Here is a 15,664-nt window from a genome sequence, read left to right as displayed (position 1 = left end):
CAGGGGCCTGCGGGCCGACGGACACACGCGTGAAAGGGCGAACATGACCACCAGGCAGGCCGGCCGCGACCTCGACACGAGCAGGCCGCACTCGGCCCGGATGTACGACTACTTCCTCGGTGGCAAGGACCACTTCGCGATCGACAAGGAAGCGGCGCTGGTCGCGGCCGAGGCCCACCCGGGGATCTATCTGACCGCCCGCGAGAACCGGGCGTTCATGCACCGGGCCACCCGGGTCCTGGCCCAGGAGCACGGCATCCGTCAGTGGCTCGACATCGGCACAGGCATTCCGACCGAGCCCAACCTGCACCAGGTCGCCCAGTCCGTCGCGCGCGACGCCCGTGTCGTGTACGCCGACAACGACCCGCTCGTGCTCAAGTACGCCGAGCGCCTGATGCGCAGCACCACCCAGGGGCGCACCGCCTATGTCGAGGCCGACGCCACCGACGCCGACGCGCTGATGAGCGCCGTGGACGACGCGGAGGTCCTGGATTTCAGCCAGCCCGTCGCGCTCTCCCTCAACGCGCTGATGCACTTCATCACCGGGCCCGACGACCCGTACGCGATCATCCGCCGCCTGCTCGAACCGCTCCCGGTGGGCAGTGCCCTGGCCATGAACCACTGCACGCCCGACTTCGACCCCGAGACCTGGAACAAGGTCGCGGAGGTCTACACCAAGTCCGGCTCTCCGGTGGACTTCCGCTCGCACGCCGACGTCCTGCGCTTCTTCGACGGGCTGGACCTGATCGAGCCCGGCCTGGTGTGCTGCCACCGCTGGCGCCCCGACGCGCCGGCCGACGGGACCGAGCCCACGGACGCCCAGATCAGCCTGCTCGCGGGCGTCGGCATCAAGCGCTGATCCGGCGCTCTAGTCCGCCCGGACCGGGTGCTTGCTGAGGATGGACACCCGGTTGAAGGCGTTGATGGTGATCGCCACCCAGATCACCGCGGAGGTCTCGTCGTCGGTGAGGAACCGGCGGGCGTCGTCGTACGCGGCGGACTGGAGGGCTGCGTCCGCGGGGCTGGTCGTCGCCTCGGCGAGGGCCAGCGCGGCGCGCTCGCGGTCCGTGAAGACCTCGGTGTCGCGCCAGGCCGCGAGCACTCCGAGCCGCTGTGTCGTCTCGCCCGCGCGCAGCGCCGCCCGCGTGTGCACGTTCAGGCAGTAGGCGCAGCCGTTGAGCTGGGAGACCCGCAGGTTGACCAGTTCCACGAGCCTGCGGTCGAGTCCCGCCTCGACGGCGGTGGCCCGGACCGCCTCCGCGGTCCCGACGAGTGCGTGGTACGCCTTCGGGCTCTGCTTGTCGACGAAGACCCGCCGCTCCCGAGGGGGTGTGCCGGTGCTCAACTCTGACTCCTTCACGGGCTGGTGCGCGGGCGTGGTCGTCGCCCCGCGAGCGAAGCGTATGAACACCGTCTATATAGTTGAATCTTAACCTATGTAGGGTGGGTGGGCGCCATGAGCAGCCGTGTCGAGGTCCTGACCGCACGGGACGTGCCGCTCGGCGGACCGCGTTCCATGACCGTGCGGCGGACGCTGCCCCAGCGGGCGCGGACGCTCATCGGCGCCTGGTGCTTCGTCGACCACTACGGCCCCGACGACGTGAGCGTCACCGGCGGCATGGATGTCGCGCCCCACCCGCACACCGGCCTGCAGACGGTGAGTTGGCTGTTCAGCGGCGAGATCGAGCACCGCGACAGCCTCGGCAGCCACGCCATGGTCCGGCCCGGCGAGCTGAATCTGATGACCGGCGGTCACGGGATCAGCCACACGGAGGTCTCCACACCGACGACCACCGTGCTGCACGGCGTCCAACTGTGGGTGGCCCTGCCGGAGCCGGACCGGCACGCCGACCGGGACTTCCAGCACTACGCGCCCGAGCCGGTGACGTTCGACGGAGCGCGGATCCGGGTGTTCCTGGGCGAACTGGCCGGCTCCGCCTCGCCGGTACGCACCTTCACCCCGCTCCTCGGCGCCGAGATCGTCCTCGCGCCCCGCGCACGCATCACCCTCACCGTCGACCCCGCCTTCGAGCACGGCCTCCTGGTGGACCGCGGTGCGGTGACGATGTCCGAAACCTCCCTCGCGCAGGCCGAGTTGGGCTACGCGGAGCCCGGGCGGGACACCCTCACCCTCACCAACGACACGGACGCCCCCGCCCGGGTGATCCTGCTGGGCGGTCCGCCGTTCGGCGAGGAGATCATCATGTGGTGGAACTTCATCGGGCGGTCCACGGAGGAGATCGTGGAGGCCCGTCGGGAGTGGATGGAAGGGGACGGGCGGCGGTTCGGCGTCGTGAAGGGGTACGACGGGGATCCGCTGCCGGCTCCGGAGCTGCCGAACGTCCCGCTGAAGGCGCGTGGAAACCGTCCCTGAACGGGGATGACGGTGTCTGTTCGGCGAAAGCAGGGCGTGGTGGCCTCCCCACACCTCTGCGGGACGACGAACCACCACGTGTCTCGCAGAAGTGTGGGCACTGCACGTCAGCTGCTCGCCGTACCCGTGTGGCAGGGCGCAGGTGTTGATCGGCCCGGTCGGCTTCCAGGGTCGGTTACGGGGCGCACCAGATCGTGCGGACGCGGTGCAGGGGGTCGGAGACAGTGTGCGGGGTGGTGTCCCAGATGCGGGTCTCGCGCTGCGGCGCGGTGTACGGGGGCCAGTCGTTGCCGGGGTCGAGGTCGCGGATGAACGCTGTCCAGGCGGCGTGCACGGTGTCGGCGAGGTGCTGGGGCGGATGGTCGCCGAGGGCGGCGGTGACGCCTTCGGCGACCAGGAGGTCGAAGGCGAAGGGCAGGTCCGTGCAGTGGTGGGCCAGGCCGGTGAAGCCGGGTGCGGTGGAGCGCAGCCGGAACTCGTAGAGCCAGGTGGGCCGGTTGCGCCGGGCGCGGGCTTCGGCGATGGCGAGGCCGGGGGCACGGAAGACGGTGTCGGTCATGGCCTGGCTGTGCAGTTCGCCGGGTTCCCCGTCGTAGGTCTCGATGAAGGCGTGGGTGCCCGCTTCGTCGAGGCCGAGGGCGACGAGTACGGCACGCAGGCTCTCGGCGGTGGTGTCGGGCTGAGGGGCGGCGTTGAACTCGTGTGCGGTGAAGCCGAGCATCAGGGGGATGTCGGCTCCCGCGTCCCCGGTGGTCAGCGCGTCGGGCACGGGTTCGGGGATGAGCCGGCCGTCGGCGAACGGGGCCAGGGCCAGCTGGGGGGTGTCGGGGGAGGCCGACGCGTTCTGGAGAACGAGGAGTTCGGCGTCGGAGACGTTCTCGAGTGCGGCTGCGGTCACGGGGCTGCGGGTGTGCTCGGCGAGTCGCCGGGTGACGGTCCTGGCGGTCTCCCGGTCCTGGGGCTGCATCACGGCGCCGGACGCCGAGATCGCGGCGCGGAACAGACCGCGGGCCGCGGGGGTGGCGAGGAGTGTCTGCACGGCGCCGCCGCCCGCCGACTGGCCGGCGATCGTCACCTTGCGGGGGTCGCCCCCGAAGGACGCGATGTTCTGCTGGACCCATTCGAGGGCGGCGATCCAGTCCCGTACGCCCCGGTTGTCGGGCGCGTCGGGCAGATGGAGGAAGCCCTCGATGCCGAGCCGGTAGCCGATCGAGACGACGACGATGCCGTCGCGGTTGAACGAGTCGCCGTCGTACCAGGGGCTGGCCGCGCTGCCGGCGAGGAAGCCGCCGCCGTGGATCCACACCAGGACGGGATGTCCCGCGCCCGGCGTGGTGTCGGGGGTGAAGACGTTGAGGTTGAGGGTGCCCTCGCCCGGGATGCTCGGTTCGGGGATGGTGGTGACGTCGAACAGCGGGCGGCGCTGTGCGGTGGGCCCGTACGCGGTGGCGTCGCGCACGTCCGTCCAGGGCTCGGGCGGTACGGGTGCGGCGAAGCGCAGCGGGCCGACGGGCGGCTGGGCGTAGGGAATCCCGAGGAACCGCGCTCCGTGGGGGCGGCGCTCGCCGCGGACGGGACCGGCGCTCGTGTGGACGACGGGCTGGGACGACGTGGTGATCGTGGTCATGGGCTGTTCTCCGGACGGTCGTGGGGGTACGGCGCTTTTCTTCTTCTGGGGTGACCGTCCGCGAGCCCTCGGGTCAGGGAGAGGGTCGCGGACGGCCGGTCGGGGTCAGGAACGCGGAGCCTCGTGCTCGACGTACCGCTCCAGGCGGGCCAGTTCCCGGTGCCCGGCGCCGCTGGTACGGATGCCATAGGTGCGGTCGGCGGTGACGGGGGCCACGGAGATGTGACCCCGGTCGAGCAGGGCGGTGGAGTCGGCGTTCGAGACGGTCTCGGTGCAGTCGCTGGTCGGTGCGTTGTCGCAGACGCCGGGGACGATGTCGAAGAGGTCGCCGCTCGGCGTGCGGGCCTCGTAGGCGTGCCAGACGACCTTGCCGTGGCCGATGCTCGTCCACACCGGGCGCTTGGCCTTCTGCCCGGCACTCACGTCCGGGTAGTCGACCTTGAGCGCGAACCGGTCGGTGAGCAGGTCCCGCTCGCGAAGACCGGCGATGAATCCGGCGGCGAAACGGGCGTGGGCACGGTAGTTGGCGACCGGGAAGTCGCGCTGGCTCGCGTCGCCGGACGAGGAGAGGGCGACCGCCGGGACGCCCTCGTCGACGGCGGCGACCGCGGCGCCGACGGTTCCCGAGTCGTTGACCTGGGCGCTGACGTTGGGTCCTGAGTTGATGCCGGTGACGACCAGGTCGGGGCCGTGCTTCCAGCCCGCCTTGGCGGCGAGGCCGGCGCGCAGCGCGAACTTGACGGTGTCCGCCGGGGTGGCGCTGGGCGAGTCCGGGCCGCACGGGCCGGTGGCCAGGCACACGCCGTAGACGGGCGATCCGGAGGCGGTGCCGGAGCAGTCGTTCTCGTATCCGGCGAGCGGCCGGGGGCGGGTGCCGAGGGAGAGCGTGCCGCCGTTGGTGACGGCCGTGCCCTTGCCGGACTGCACCTGCCAGGGCGCGATGGCGACGACGTCCGCGCCGGCCGCGCACAGGGCCTTGCGGATCTCGTACAGGCCGAGGCCGTCCGAGTTGCCGGGCTTCACGGCTTGCATGGAGTCGTCGTTGGTGAGCAGCACGCGCAGGCCGGCGAGGGGGCGGGACGACCGGTCGGGCCGCGGGGAGCCGTCCGTGTCCGGGCCGGTCGTGGATGCGGCGGCGCCCGTGCAGGCGAGGGCGGCGGTGGTCGTGAGAACGAGGAGGGTGCGTCTGCGGCGCTGGGCGAGAGTCATGGCTGTGGTCCTTTGTGTGCGGCTCGGATGTGTGCGGCTCGGACGGTCGGGCGGTGCGGGGTACCGGGGGCGGCTAGCGGGGCCGGACGTGTGCCGCCCCCGGTGGCTCAGAGGGACAGTCCGGTTCCGTAGGGGAAGACCGGGTCCTGAGTGGAGTTCGGTACGTCGCTGGGGGAGGCCGCGACGGCGGCCGTGGAGCGGGGGAGTTCGTACGGCAGGCGGCCCTCGGGCTCGGCACGGCCGAAGACGACGTCGAGCAGGGCGGCGTCGCTCGCGCCGTAGTCGGCGACGACCGCGGCGGCGCGCTCGGCGATCTCGGGGATGACGGCGGGCCGTTCGAGATGGAGGAGCACGACGGTCGGTACGGCGTCGAGGACGGCAAGGACGGGCTTGAGCTCCTCCTCGGTGAAGCCCAGCCTGCCGGTGTGGAACAGCGCCTCGAACTTGTTGTCGCGGTGCTCGTACGGGGTGTGCAGGCGCAGCAGGGCCAGGTCGGCTTCGGCCGGCGTGTCGGTCAGGTCCCCGTACGCGGCCGCGGCCTGTGCGTCGACGCCCTCCACGTACAGCTTCGGGCGCGGCCGGGTGACCGGCAGCGTGGCGTCGCGGTTGACCAGGACGGTGAGCGAGCGGCGCTGGGCGGCCTCGCCCGCGGCGCGGAACTCGTCGGCGCCGACGATCTCCTCGGCCAGATCGGGGTCGACGTACGGCTGGTCGAACAGGCCGAGGACGAACTTCTCGCGCAGCAGGCGGCGTACGGAGATGTCGACGCGCTCCTCGCTGATCCGGCCGGAGCGGACGAGTCCGACGACGACCTCGGGGCAGGCCTCACCGCCGAACTGGTCGGCGCCCGCGTCCAGGGCCTTCGCGGCGCGCTCGGCGAGAGTGAGATGCTCGACGCCCCAGGCCCGGGCCGGGTGCCTCTCGCCGAAGATCGTGGCGTCGGTGAGCAGGCCCCAGTCGGTGCAGACGATGCCGTCGAAGCCGAGGCGCTCGCGCAACAGCCCGGTGACGACACCCTTGTTGAAGCCGAATCCGACCTCCTCCCAGTCGGTACCGACGGGCTGTCCGTAGTACGGCATCATCTGGGAGGCCCCGGCGGCGATGGCGGCCTTGAACGGTTCCAGGTGGAGATCCCGCATGCCGCCCGGGTAGATCTGCTCCTTGCCGTGCGCGAAGTGCGGGTCTTCGCCGTCCTTCTGCGGGCCGCCGCCGGGGAAGTGCTTGACCATGGTGGCCACGCTGGCGCTGCCGAGGGTCTCGCCCTGGAAGCCGCGGATGTACGCCTGGACCAGCTCGCTCGTGAGGGCGGCGTCGGACCCGAAGGTGCCCGACTGGCGTGCCCAGCGGGGCTCGGTGGCCAGGTCGATCTGCGGATGCAGGGCCACGCGGAGGCCGACGGCCAGATACTCGCGGCGGGCGATGTCGGCGAATCGGTGCACGAGTTCGGGGTCGCGGACGGCGGCCAGACCGGTCGGCTCCGGCCAGGCGGAGAACGCTCCGGCGCCGAACGAGGCGCCGATGTTGGTGGTGAAGGAGTGGCGGGGGTCGGTGGAGACGGTGACCGGGATGCCGAGCCGGGTGGCGGCGGCCAGTTCCTGGACCGCGTTGTGCCACTCGGCCATCTGCCGAGGCGCGGTGCCGCCCAGGAGGTTGAAGTGGCTCAGCAGCTTCGAGCCGATCAGGCCGCTGGTGTCGGTGGGGACCATGGCCGTCTCGTCGCCCGCCTCGACGGGGCGTCCGTCGTCGTGCAGGGGGAGCATGGTGTGGAACAACTGACCGGCCTTCTCCTCCAGGGTCATCCGGGAGAGCAGATCGGCGACCCGTTCGTCGACGGGGAGGGCCGGGTCCTGGTACGGGTGGCCGTCATTGCGCGGTGCGGGGGTCATGTGGAGTTCTCCAAGGGGGTCTGCGGGCGGGCTCAGCGCACGCCGCGGATCGGGACGACGGACAGGGCCCCGACGACGGTGACCAGCGCGCCCGCCGCGAACAGGGCGTTGTAGCCGCCGAGCGAGGCGACGACGAGGGAGGCCAGGAACGGGCCGATGATCTGAGGGCCGGCGTTGGCGATGTTGAGGACGCCCATGTCCCGCGCCGCGTCGTCGGCGCTCGGCAGGACCATGGTGACCAGAGCCGTGTCCACCGCCATGAAGCAGCCGAACGACAGTCCGGTGACGACCGCGAAGGCGAGCATGCCCGTCCAGGTGGGGCTGACCACCGGAATCATCATGCCGAGCGCGGTGAGGACGCAGGAGACCGCGATGAACGGCTTGCGCCGGCCGATCCGGTCGGACAGCAGCCCGCCGAAGACCGTCGCCAGCAGCATGCACACGGCGTTGAGCGGGGAGAGGATCGTCATGGCCGCGGCGGGCTCGAGGTCGGCGGGCAGACTGATGTGGTCCTGCAGGATGTACAGCTGAAAGAGCGTCACCATGAAGTAGCCGAGCATCATCAGGAACCGGCCGATGAACGCCCAGCGGAAGTCGCCCGCCTTCAGAGCGGTGCCGAACGCCGCGAGCTGCCGGACCAGCGGGACCGCCTCCACGGTGGGGAGGCGCTCCTCGCGCACCAGTGTCGTGAACAGCACCGCCACCACGGCTATCACCGCGCCGAGGGCGAGATAGCCGGTGCGGATGCCGCCGGGGACGAAGGAGGCGGCGAGGGTGACGCCGGCGATCACGCCGAGCGGGGTGCCGATACCGACCATGGCGGAGGCCAGGCCCCGGCGCTCGACCGGTACGCGGTCGGGGACGACGGCGGTGATCGCGGCCTGGTAGACGTTCATCATCGCCTGCACCAGGCACCAGCCGATGGTGACCATGAGCAGGGTGCGCATCGCGCCGAGCAGGGCGAGTGCGCCCAGGGCGGTGAGTCCGCCGCCCAGAATCCACGGATTGCGGCGCCGGGAGCGGTCCGACAGCAGTCCCGCCAGCGGGTTGAAGAGGGTGGCGAAGACCGCGGAGACACCGGAGACGAGGCCGAGGTTGGCGACCTTGTCCGCGGGGTCCAGGAGTTCCACCTGCAGAGGCAGCAACACCTGGCCGACGCCCATGTAGACCATGTACATCGCGGTGTTCCCGACGGCCAGCATGATCAGCAGCGGGGCGAGCCGGACGCCGAGGCGGTCGGCCGGTGGTTCCTGTACCGGAATCCGGGTCGCGGATCTACTCATGACGATCTCCTTGAGGCACGGCGGAACCCCGGAACGGGGAGCGAGGGGAAGGCGCGGTCGTGGCAGGGCAGGGCTGGGGAGCCGAAGCGATGACCGCGTAGTTACACGTGTCAGCAACGGATGTCCTCTGTGTAACACCCCGGCGAGTTCTTGCCTAGATGCCGAGCAAAATCCGCCAGGCGAGCAATGTTGCACGTGTAACTAAAATCTGACCGCTGCCTGCCTTCGCGCACGCGCGAGCGGCCCGTGCCACCTGGGGATAACGCGTGTAACCTGCAAGCGAGACGCACGGTGCACGCGCTGTGCGCTCGAACAGGCGAGGGTATGGAGGGCGAGGAGACCGATGGCTGCGAACGCGGTCACGAGCACGGACGTGGCCCGGCTCGCGGGGGTGTCACGCGCCACCGTGTCGTTCGTGCTGAACAACACGCAGACGCACCGGGTCAGTGAATCGACGCGCACCCGGGTGCAGGAGGCTGCCCGGCAGCTGGGCTATGTGCCGCACGCCGCCGCCCGGACCCTGCGCGCGGGGCACAGCAATCTGGTGCTGATCCCGGCCTCGGTGTCCGCGGTCGGTCACTTGGTCAGCGCGTGGCTCGACGCGTTGCACGGCGAGCTGGAGCAACGCGGGTACACGGCCGTCCTGCACGCGGGGCGGTACGCGGACGCCTCGGCAGGCGCACGGGCCTGGGCCGAGTTGCGGCCGGCGGCGGTCCTGGCCCTGGACGGCGACCGCCTCACGGCGCAGGCGGTCCAGGTCCTGCGCCGCGCGGGCGTCGGTGCGGTGCTGGCCCTGGCGGCCCACCCCGTGGAGGGTGTGCACGCTCTGCCGTTCGACCACGCCCGCATCGGAGAGATCGCCGCCGAGCACCTGGTCGCGCGAGGACGACGACGCATCGGGGTGATCATGCCGCGTGAACGCGGCCTGGAGACGTTCGCCCGGCCACGTCTGGAGGGCGCCCGAGCCGTCGCCTCGCGCAGCACCGCGACCGTGACCGAGGTCCCCATGGAATACACGCGCGCGTCAGCCTCCGAACTGGCCGCGGCCTGGGGCGACCTGGGGCTCGACGGCGTGTTCGCCTACAACGACGAGTACGCCGCGCTTCTCCTGCACGCACTGCAGGGCGCGGGCCTCACCGTTCCCGGCGACGTGGCCGTCGTCGGCGCCGACGACCTCGTGACCGCGACCCTCCAGGACCCCCCGCTCACCACCGTCCGTCTGCCTTTCATCCCACCGGCCCTGGTCGCGGACATCATCGACGCACAGATCAACGGAACCGACGTGCCAGATGCGCCGACCGCCGAGGCCGTCCTCGTCCCCCGCGCGTCTTCCTGACCCCTGACCGGGCGGCCGGCCCTCGCAAGGATGTCGTGCCGGTCATGTCGGGCTCGCGGGTTCCTGCGCCGCACCTCGCCGCGTTGTCAGTGGTGCCCCTTAGCGTGGAATCACCAAGGAGCGGCCGATGGGGCAGGTCCGGTGAGTGGGGGAGAGGTGTGCCGTGACCGTTGCGCAGGCATCACAGGCTGAGGGCACGACGTATCTGGAGCTGTCCCAGGACGGCGGTGGCGCCCACAAGTTCTACGAGGTGACCGTCACCGGCACGACCGTGCTCGTGCGCTACGGACGGATCGGCGCGGACGGGCAGCGGCAGAGCTCCACCTTCCCGACACCGGAGAAGGCGCGGGCCGCGGCGGCCAAGAAGATAGGCGAGAAGGTCCGCAAGGGGTACGCGCCCGCGGTGCGCGGACAGCGTGCGGCCCGGGCGGTGACGCGCCGTCAGGTGACGTCGGCTCCCTCGACGGCCCGGTCCACGGCACCGGTTCTGTGGCGCTTCCGCACCGGCGCCTCGGCGTTCGGCATCCACGTGGACGAGGACCGCTGCTGGGTCGGCAACCAGAAGGGCGACGTCTACACCCTCGGTCACGACGGCGAGGTGCTCGCCCACTACTCCCTCCCCGACGGTGTGAAGTGCCTGGTGGCGGACGACTTCTGGATCTACGCGGGCTGTGACGACGGCCAGGTGTACGACCTGTCGGCGAAGGTGCCGTTCGCCGCGTACACCATCGCCGAGGACGTCGACATCTTCTGGCTGGACATCCACGAGGGCGTGCTCGACGTCTCCGACCGCAGCGGCGGCCTCACCGTCATCGACCACGAGGAGGAGTTCCAGTGGTCCCGCTCCTCGGTCGGTGACAGCGGCTGGATGGTCCGGGCCGACGACCACGCCGTCTACCACGGCCACTCCCACGGCGTCACCGCCTACGCGGCGGACGGCACCGGCCAGTTGTGGCACACGGAGACCCTGGGCAATGTGCTGTTCGGCTGGCAGGAGCAGGACGCGGTGTACGCCGGCACCGGCCGCCGGGTCGTCCAGCGCCTGGCCAAGGACACCGGCCGCGTCGAGGCCACCTACAGCTGTGACGCCCCCGTGTACTCGTGCGCCACCTCACCGGGCGGCCACTACGTCTTCGCCGGTGACTCGTCCTCCTCCGTCTACTGCTTCTCGGCCGACGGCACCCGTCTCTGGAAGCTCGGTACCGGTGGCGGGTCGGCGCTCTCGATGCAGTACCACGACGAGAAGCTGTACCTCGTCTCCACCGACGGATCGCTCGCCTGCGTCGACGCGAGCGAGGCCGCGATCAGCGCCGCCCAGTCGGGCACGGTCCCGGTCGCCCAGGACATCAAGCTGGCAGCCGCCCTGCCGACCTACGCGCCGCCCGCCTCCCCGGCCGCGGTCGCCACGGTCTCCGCCGTTCCCGCGTCCGGAGCGGGAGTCGTCGTGGAGTGTGTCCAGGAGGGCGGCCGCATAAGGGTCCACGTGGTGTCCGACGGCTACCAGCCCACGTGGAACGTCCAGTTCCCCCGCGCCATACGTCAGCCGGGCGCGCGCTATGTCGTGGACGCGCTCCACTCGTCGACGAACGGCTTCTACCGGGTGCGGGGGGAGATCCGACGGTTGGTGTGAGCGGCCTTCGCCCGGGCTCCAGGGGCAGTTGACCTGGGGAGTTATTCTCAGGCACAGAAGCCCCTCAGGCCTCGCAAGACGCCTCGCGACCCAAGGACCCGCCATGAACCAGCCCGCCGCCACCCCGGTGGTCCGCCGCGTGGACGACCGCCACCGCTACGTGATCGAGGTCGACGGCGCCACTGCCGGCTTCACCGCCTACCGCGACCGCGACGACCGGCGGGTCTTCTTCCACACCGAGATCGACGACGCCTACGCGGGCCAGGGCCTGGCCTCGACCCTCGTCCGCGAGGCCCTCGACGACGTCCGCGGCGCGGGCAGGCGGATCGTGCCCGTCTGCCCGTACGTGGCCAAGTTCCTGAAGAAGCACGAGGAGTACGCGGACATCACGGACCCGGTCACGCCCGAGGTTCTTGAGTGGCTGGACGGCGTCCTCAAGCGCTGACGAACCGTCGCTCGCAACCGAGTTCGAGTCGGGCGCGTCCTCGGAGCCCTTTCGTCGTTGAACACGTGACCATGATCAACGCGTTCGAGGAGGCGACGAATGAGTAACAGCACCAAGAAGAAGGGCCGCAGGCATCGTACGGTCAACCGCACACCGCGGCCCGTGGGCACGGTGACGGCGCCCCGCGCGGAAACGACGGCTTCGGTGACCCTGCCGGGCCAGAAGAGCGAGCCCGACCTCGACCGGGTACTGCGCAACCTGGGGTACGGGCGCCTGCGCGTCCCGGCCCCCGCCGCGCCCGCCGAACCGACCGCTCCTGCCAGGGCGGTCGAGCGGCGCCCCGCCGCCCCGCATGCGACGGCGGAACTGAACAAGAACGCCCGGCTGACGCTGGAGTGCCTGGAGCGGGCGGCCGACGGCCTCACGCTTGAGCAGGTGTGCGAGGCGGTTGGCTGGACGCCGCGCACGGTGACGCGGCACCTGAGGACCCTGGCCGACACCGGCCTCGCCGAGCAGGCCGAGGACGGACTGTGGTCGGCGGCCGGGGCGCGCGCGGGCGTCGCCGCCGAACGGTCGCTGGTGAGCTGATCCCCGTACCGGCGCCGCCGTTCACGGAGTACTCCGGGCCGGGTGCGGGAAACCGGGACCGGTTCCCCGCACCCGCCGTGACCACGGCGGGCAGTACGAAGGGGCGGCCCCGAGCGGGGTCGCCCCTTCGTCGAACCGTCGAGCGGGTCAGTGTTTGCCGATGTCCTTGGTCTTCTCCTTGGCCTGGCGGGCGTCGCCCTTCATCTGCTGGGCGCGGCCCTCGGCGGTGAGGCGCTCATTGCCCACGGCGCGGCCGGCCGTCTTCTTCGCGGCGCCCACGGCCTGGTCGGTCTTCGCCTTGGCCTTCTCGTTGGCGGTCATGTCCGCTCACGCTCCCTTGGCATCGACGTCATGTGCTCCTCCACCGACTGGCCGTCCGGCGCGAGGCTAAACGTCGTTCGGCGAATCGCCGTCTTGCCCGATCCGTCCCGCCCGGATGATGGATGAAGGTAAACTCGTCGACCGCCCACGTCACTCTCCCGCAGAGAGGGTGCAGGAATGCCCCGACATCTTCCTCCCCGCCATCCCGAACAGGTGGCGCACGCCGTGAGTCGCACGGCCGAGCTGCTCGAGGTGCTGTGGGGCCGGGGGCAGGAGACCGCGCCGCCGGGGCCGCTCCCGCCGTCGCAGTTGCGGGCCCTGAAGGTGATAGAGGAGCAGCGGACCGTCAATCAGCGGATGTTGGGCGACGCGCTGGGCACCGGCCCGTCCTCCGTCAGCCGGCTGTGCGACCGGCTGGAGGCCGCCGGGCTGCTGGAGCGGATCCCCAGCGCGACGAGCCGGCGAGAGGTCGAGCTGACCCTGAGTCCGCAGGGCGCGAGAGTGCTGGAAGATCTGCGCCTGGCACGCATGCGTGAGTTCGAGGCGGTGCTGCGGACGATGGCGCCCGCCGATCTCGGCGTCCTCTCCGAGGGCCTTGAGAAGCTGCGGCAGGCGGCGGCGGACCGCATCGGTCTGGTCCGCGCGCAGGACGGGAACTCCTCGGCGATCGCCTGAGCGGCTGCGCGCCCGACTCGCTGGCCTGCTGAGCAGCGGCTCCGAGTCGCTCCCCGGTCCGAGCGCGATGGCTGTCCCTGCCTTCGTCCGCCGTGCCGCGGCGGGCGAATCCCCGCCCCGACGTGGCGGCCCGAACCGGGCGTGCGTTCTTCCGGCACCAGAGCTCAACACCCGCTGACCGCTTCGGCCGTGGGAGATACACTCAACCGTTGCCGCCCGGCAATATTTGCCTGGCTGCAATGATTGTGTTCGGCCGTTGGGCCCGAATCTCGACCACCGCTGAGCTGAGCTCGCACCACCGACGAAGGCTGCCGTGACTAACTTCCTGGCCGTGGAACGCGCGCTGCGCACCGCCGCGCCGTACGACCTCCTTCCGGCGGCGCGGGCCGCGCTGGCCGAGCACTACGGAGCGGTGCAGGTCGACCTCCTGCTCGCCGACTACGGCTCCGAGGTGCTGCAGTCCGTCGCCGACGGTCCGGTCGCCCCCCGGCAGGTGCCGATCGCCGGCAGCCCGCAGGGGCGGGCCTTCGACGGCCGGGAGCGCGTCCAGCTGGTCGGGCACGAGGAGTTCGTCGACCTCCATGTGCCGGTGACCGTGCGCGGGGACCGGCTCGGGATCCTGTCCGTGCGGCTGCCCGTGCGGCTGTCCGAGGAGAAGGTCCCGCCGCACGTGCTCGACGAGATCATCGCCGCCGCCGACATCGTCGGCCACGAGATCCTCGTCGCGGAACGCGATACGGACGTCTACCTCCAAGCCCGCCGCGCCAACCGCCTCACGCTCGCCGCCGAGGTGCAGTGGCACCTCCTGCCCGGCCGCGCCTGCGCCCGCAAGGAGTACGAGATCGGGGCCCACCTGGAGCCCGCGTACGCCATCTACGGTGACAACTTCGACTGGGCGGAGACGGCGAGCACCCTCACCCTCAGCATCACCAACGGCATGGGGGAGGGCATCCAGGCCGCGCTGCTGACGAGCCTGGCCGTCAACGCGCTGCGCAACGCGCGACGGGCGGGCATCGGCATCGCGGACCAGGCGGCACTGGCCGATCAGGCGTTGTTCGCCCAGTACCGGGGCGAGGAGTTCGTCGCGACACTCCTGCTCACCTTCGACCTGGACACCGGTCGCGTCCAGGTCGTCGACGGAGGATCGCCCCAGTTGTGGCGCCACCGGGACAAGACGGTGGAGCACATCGAGTTCGACGCCCAGATGCCGCTCGGCATGTTCGAGGAGACCGACTACGTCACACAGGACTTCCGGGTGGAGCCGGGGGACCGCCTGGTCTTCGTCAGTGACGGGGTGTTCGCAGCCCTCTCGGACAAGGGCGAGGCCTTCGGCGAGAAGATGCTGGCCCGGTCGATCCAGGCGGCCCGCCTGTTGCCGGCCGCCGCGGTGCCCCGCGCGATCCTGCACGACCTGTCCGCGTACCTGGACCTCGGGGCGGGCCCCGAGGTCGCCGACGATGCGCTGGTGCTCTGCCTGGACTGGTTCGGCCGGGGCGCCCGGTCCTGACCCGGTGCGCGCCCCGCGGGCCGACGTCAGCCGGGCGGCGGCGCACCGGGGCCGGTCTCGCGGGACGCGGTGGCGAAGGCGTGCAGCCCGGCCAGCAGTTGCCCGCGCGTGTCGCTCGGCATGCGGTCGAGCACCTCGCGGAGCAGACGTTCCCGCCGCGCCGACACGGCGTCGAGTACGTCGTGTCCCCGCCGGGTCAGGGTCAGGCCGATCGTGCGCCGGTTGGTCGGCGGGGATTCCCGCAGGATCATGCCCGCCGCTTCGAGCCGGTCGCAGAGCCGGCTGGCGGCCGACGGCACGGTGCCGATCGCGCCGGCCAGCGCGCCCAGATTGAGGCCCGGCGCGGTCCTGACGGTGTGCAGGGCGTGGAGTTGCAGGGCGGAGAGCTGCGGCGTGCCGGTTCTGGCCGAGCGGGTCCACAGCGCCACGAGCAGATCGACCGCCGCCGTCGTGTCCGCCGACAGGGAGGGGCGGGGATCTTCCAGTGGGCCGATGGGGTCAGGGCGGCCGTCACCGTCGTCCATGAGATGGGGTACGCCTCTCGCGGGCTGTGGATGCGCGTATGTCACGTGTTCCCGATCGACGGGAAGTATCCGTCCGTCGACGTGACCATATCGGTGTGGTTGTGAAGATTTTGGAGATATCGACCGGGTGGGCGAGAGCTACGCGCTTCGCGAGCCGTTGCGCATAGAAGGGCTCGATCCTGGTACTCGACCCGCGACCCGGCCGCGGTGGTGGCGTGGTTGCCGTGAGGGCCTTGATCGTGCGACTGTTGCCCTATGG

Annotated in this window: 15 protein-coding genes; 8 read left to right on the top strand and 7 right to left on the bottom strand. The window is 71.3% G+C overall.

Annotation, left to right across the window (positions count from 1 at the left end):
- Positions 1-43: 43 nt before the first annotated feature.
- Positions 44-859: an SAM-dependent methyltransferase gene (locus ABT127_RS10950; protein WP_351446980.1), complete on the top strand. Its 816-nt coding sequence runs from the start codon at positions 44-46 to the stop codon at positions 857-859.
- Positions 860-868: 9 nt separating this feature from the next.
- On the opposite strand, the gene ABT127_RS10945 is transcribed toward ABT127_RS10950, so the two are convergent.
- Positions 869-1,345, bottom strand: coding sequence for a carboxymuconolactone decarboxylase family protein (locus ABT127_RS10945; RefSeq protein ID WP_351446977.1), 477 nt, complete (start codon positions 1,343-1,345; stop codon positions 869-871).
- A 111-nt stretch (positions 1,346-1,456) separates the two neighbouring features.
- Between ABT127_RS10945 and ABT127_RS10940 the strand changes: the two genes are divergently transcribed.
- Complete coding sequence (locus ABT127_RS10940; RefSeq protein WP_351446975.1) at positions 1,457-2,374, top strand: pirin family protein; 918 nt, start codon at positions 1,457-1,459, stop codon at positions 2,372-2,374.
- A gap of 175 nt (positions 2,375-2,549) precedes the next feature.
- On the opposite strand, the gene ABT127_RS10935 is transcribed toward ABT127_RS10940, so the two are convergent.
- The 4 genes from ABT127_RS10935 to ABT127_RS10920 all read right to left on the bottom strand — a co-directional run bounded on the left by ABT127_RS10935 (position 2,550) and on the right by ABT127_RS10920 (position 8,379).
- Entirely contained in the window at positions 2,550-4,001 is a 1,452-nt protein-coding gene (locus ABT127_RS10935; protein ID WP_351446973.1) for a carboxylesterase/lipase family protein, read from the bottom strand.
- Positions 4,002-4,106: 105 nt separating this feature from the next.
- On the bottom strand, positions 4,107-5,210 hold the full coding sequence (gene surE, locus ABT127_RS10930) for a 5'/3'-nucleotidase SurE (protein ID WP_351446972.1): 1,104 nt from the start codon (positions 5,208-5,210) through the stop codon (positions 4,107-4,109).
- Positions 5,211-5,317: 107 nt separating this feature from the next.
- Entirely contained in the window at positions 5,318-7,096 is a 1,779-nt protein-coding gene (locus ABT127_RS10925; RefSeq protein WP_351446970.1) for a glycoside hydrolase family 3 protein, read from the bottom strand.
- A gap of 32 nt (positions 7,097-7,128) precedes the next feature.
- Positions 7,129-8,379 (bottom strand): MFS transporter, encoded by a 1,251-nt coding sequence (locus tag ABT127_RS10920; protein WP_351446968.1) that lies wholly within the window; start codon positions 8,377-8,379, stop codon positions 7,129-7,131.
- Between the two features lie 343 nt (positions 8,380-8,722).
- Here ABT127_RS10920 and ABT127_RS10915 point away from each other — a divergent pair, with 343 nt between their 5' ends.
- The 4 genes from ABT127_RS10915 (at position 8,723) to ABT127_RS10900 (ending at position 12,378) form a co-directional block, all read left to right on the top strand.
- On the top strand, positions 8,723-9,715 hold the full coding sequence (locus tag ABT127_RS10915; protein WP_351446966.1) for a LacI family DNA-binding transcriptional regulator: 993 nt from the start codon (positions 8,723-8,725) through the stop codon (positions 9,713-9,715).
- A gap of 163 nt (positions 9,716-9,878) precedes the next feature.
- Positions 9,879-11,345 (top strand): WGR domain-containing protein, encoded by a 1,467-nt coding sequence (locus ABT127_RS10910; RefSeq protein WP_351446964.1) that lies wholly within the window; start codon positions 9,879-9,881, stop codon positions 11,343-11,345.
- Positions 11,346-11,448: 103 nt separating this feature from the next.
- On the top strand, positions 11,449-11,790 hold the full coding sequence (locus ABT127_RS10905) for a GNAT family N-acetyltransferase (protein WP_351446961.1): 342 nt from the start codon (positions 11,449-11,451) through the stop codon (positions 11,788-11,790).
- A gap of 99 nt (positions 11,791-11,889) precedes the next feature.
- On the top strand, positions 11,890-12,378 hold the full coding sequence (locus ABT127_RS10900) for a helix-turn-helix domain-containing protein (RefSeq protein WP_351446959.1): 489 nt from the start codon (positions 11,890-11,892) through the stop codon (positions 12,376-12,378).
- A 147-nt stretch (positions 12,379-12,525) separates the two neighbouring features.
- Here ABT127_RS10900 and ABT127_RS10895 read toward each other — a convergent pair whose 3' ends face one another.
- Positions 12,526-12,699 carry a CsbD family protein gene (locus ABT127_RS10895; RefSeq protein ID WP_351446956.1) on the bottom strand — a complete coding sequence of 58 codons (174 nt, stop codon included), beginning with the start codon at positions 12,697-12,699 and terminating at the stop codon, positions 12,526-12,528.
- A gap of 177 nt (positions 12,700-12,876) precedes the next feature.
- Here ABT127_RS10895 and ABT127_RS10890 point away from each other — a divergent pair, with 177 nt between their 5' ends.
- Together ABT127_RS10890 and ABT127_RS10885 are read left to right on the top strand one after the other, a co-directional pair.
- A complete protein-coding gene (locus ABT127_RS10890) occupies positions 12,877-13,374 on the top strand; it encodes a MarR family winged helix-turn-helix transcriptional regulator (protein WP_502971676.1) in 498 nt (165 codons plus the stop codon).
- A 313-nt stretch (positions 13,375-13,687) separates the two neighbouring features.
- Positions 13,688-14,881: a PP2C family protein-serine/threonine phosphatase gene (locus ABT127_RS10885; RefSeq protein WP_351446950.1), complete on the top strand. Its 1,194-nt coding sequence runs from the start codon at positions 13,688-13,690 to the stop codon at positions 14,879-14,881.
- 26 nt (positions 14,882-14,907) lie between these two features.
- On the opposite strand, the gene ABT127_RS10880 is transcribed toward ABT127_RS10885, so the two are convergent.
- Complete coding sequence (locus ABT127_RS10880) at positions 14,908-15,405, bottom strand: MarR family winged helix-turn-helix transcriptional regulator (RefSeq protein ID WP_351446947.1); 498 nt, start codon at positions 15,403-15,405, stop codon at positions 14,908-14,910.
- Between the last annotated feature and the right edge of the window lie 259 nt (positions 15,406-15,664).

Source organism: Streptomyces sp. NPDC001904 (assembly GCF_040297005.1).
Lineage (GTDB): Bacteria > Actinomycetota > Actinomycetes > Streptomycetales > Streptomycetaceae > Streptomyces.
Note: the sequence above shows the minus strand (reverse complement) of the source record. Positions and strands in the feature narration are given on the sequence as shown.

Bases quoted from the DNA above. Each gene is read 5' to 3' on its own strand.
- ABT127_RS10950 (WP_351446980.1), top strand. From the start codon at position 44: ATGACCACCAGGCAGGCCGGCCGCGACCTCGACACGAGCAGGCCGCAC.
- ABT127_RS10940 (WP_351446975.1), top strand. From the start codon at position 1,457: ATGAGCAGCCGTGTCGAGGTCCTGACCGCACGGGACGTGCCGCTCGGC.
- ABT127_RS10935 (WP_351446973.1), bottom strand. From the start codon at position 4,001: ATGACCACGATCACCACGTCGTCCCAGCCCGTCGTCCACACGAGCGCC.
- surE (WP_351446972.1), bottom strand. From the start codon at position 5,210: ATGACTCTCGCCCAGCGCCGCAGACGCACCCTCCTCGTTCTCACGACC.
- ABT127_RS10925 (WP_351446970.1), bottom strand. From the start codon at position 7,096: ATGACCCCCGCACCGCGCAATGACGGCCACCCGTACCAGGACCCGGCC.
- ABT127_RS10920 (WP_351446968.1), bottom strand. From the start codon at position 8,379: ATGAGTAGATCCGCGACCCGGATTCCGGTACAGGAACCACCGGCCGAC.
- ABT127_RS10915 (WP_351446966.1), top strand. From the start codon at position 8,723: ATGGCTGCGAACGCGGTCACGAGCACGGACGTGGCCCGGCTCGCGGGG.
- ABT127_RS10905 (WP_351446961.1), top strand. From the start codon at position 11,449: ATGAACCAGCCCGCCGCCACCCCGGTGGTCCGCCGCGTGGACGACCGC.
- ABT127_RS10900 (WP_351446959.1), top strand. From the start codon at position 11,890: ATGAGTAACAGCACCAAGAAGAAGGGCCGCAGGCATCGTACGGTCAAC.
- ABT127_RS10895 (WP_351446956.1), bottom strand. From the start codon at position 12,699: ATGACCGCCAACGAGAAGGCCAAGGCGAAGACCGACCAGGCCGTGGGC.
- ABT127_RS10890 (WP_502971676.1), top strand. From the start codon at position 12,877: ATGCCCCGACATCTTCCTCCCCGCCATCCCGAACAGGTGGCGCACGCC.
- ABT127_RS10880 (WP_351446947.1), bottom strand. From the start codon at position 15,405: ATGGACGACGGTGACGGCCGCCCTGACCCCATCGGCCCACTGGAAGAT.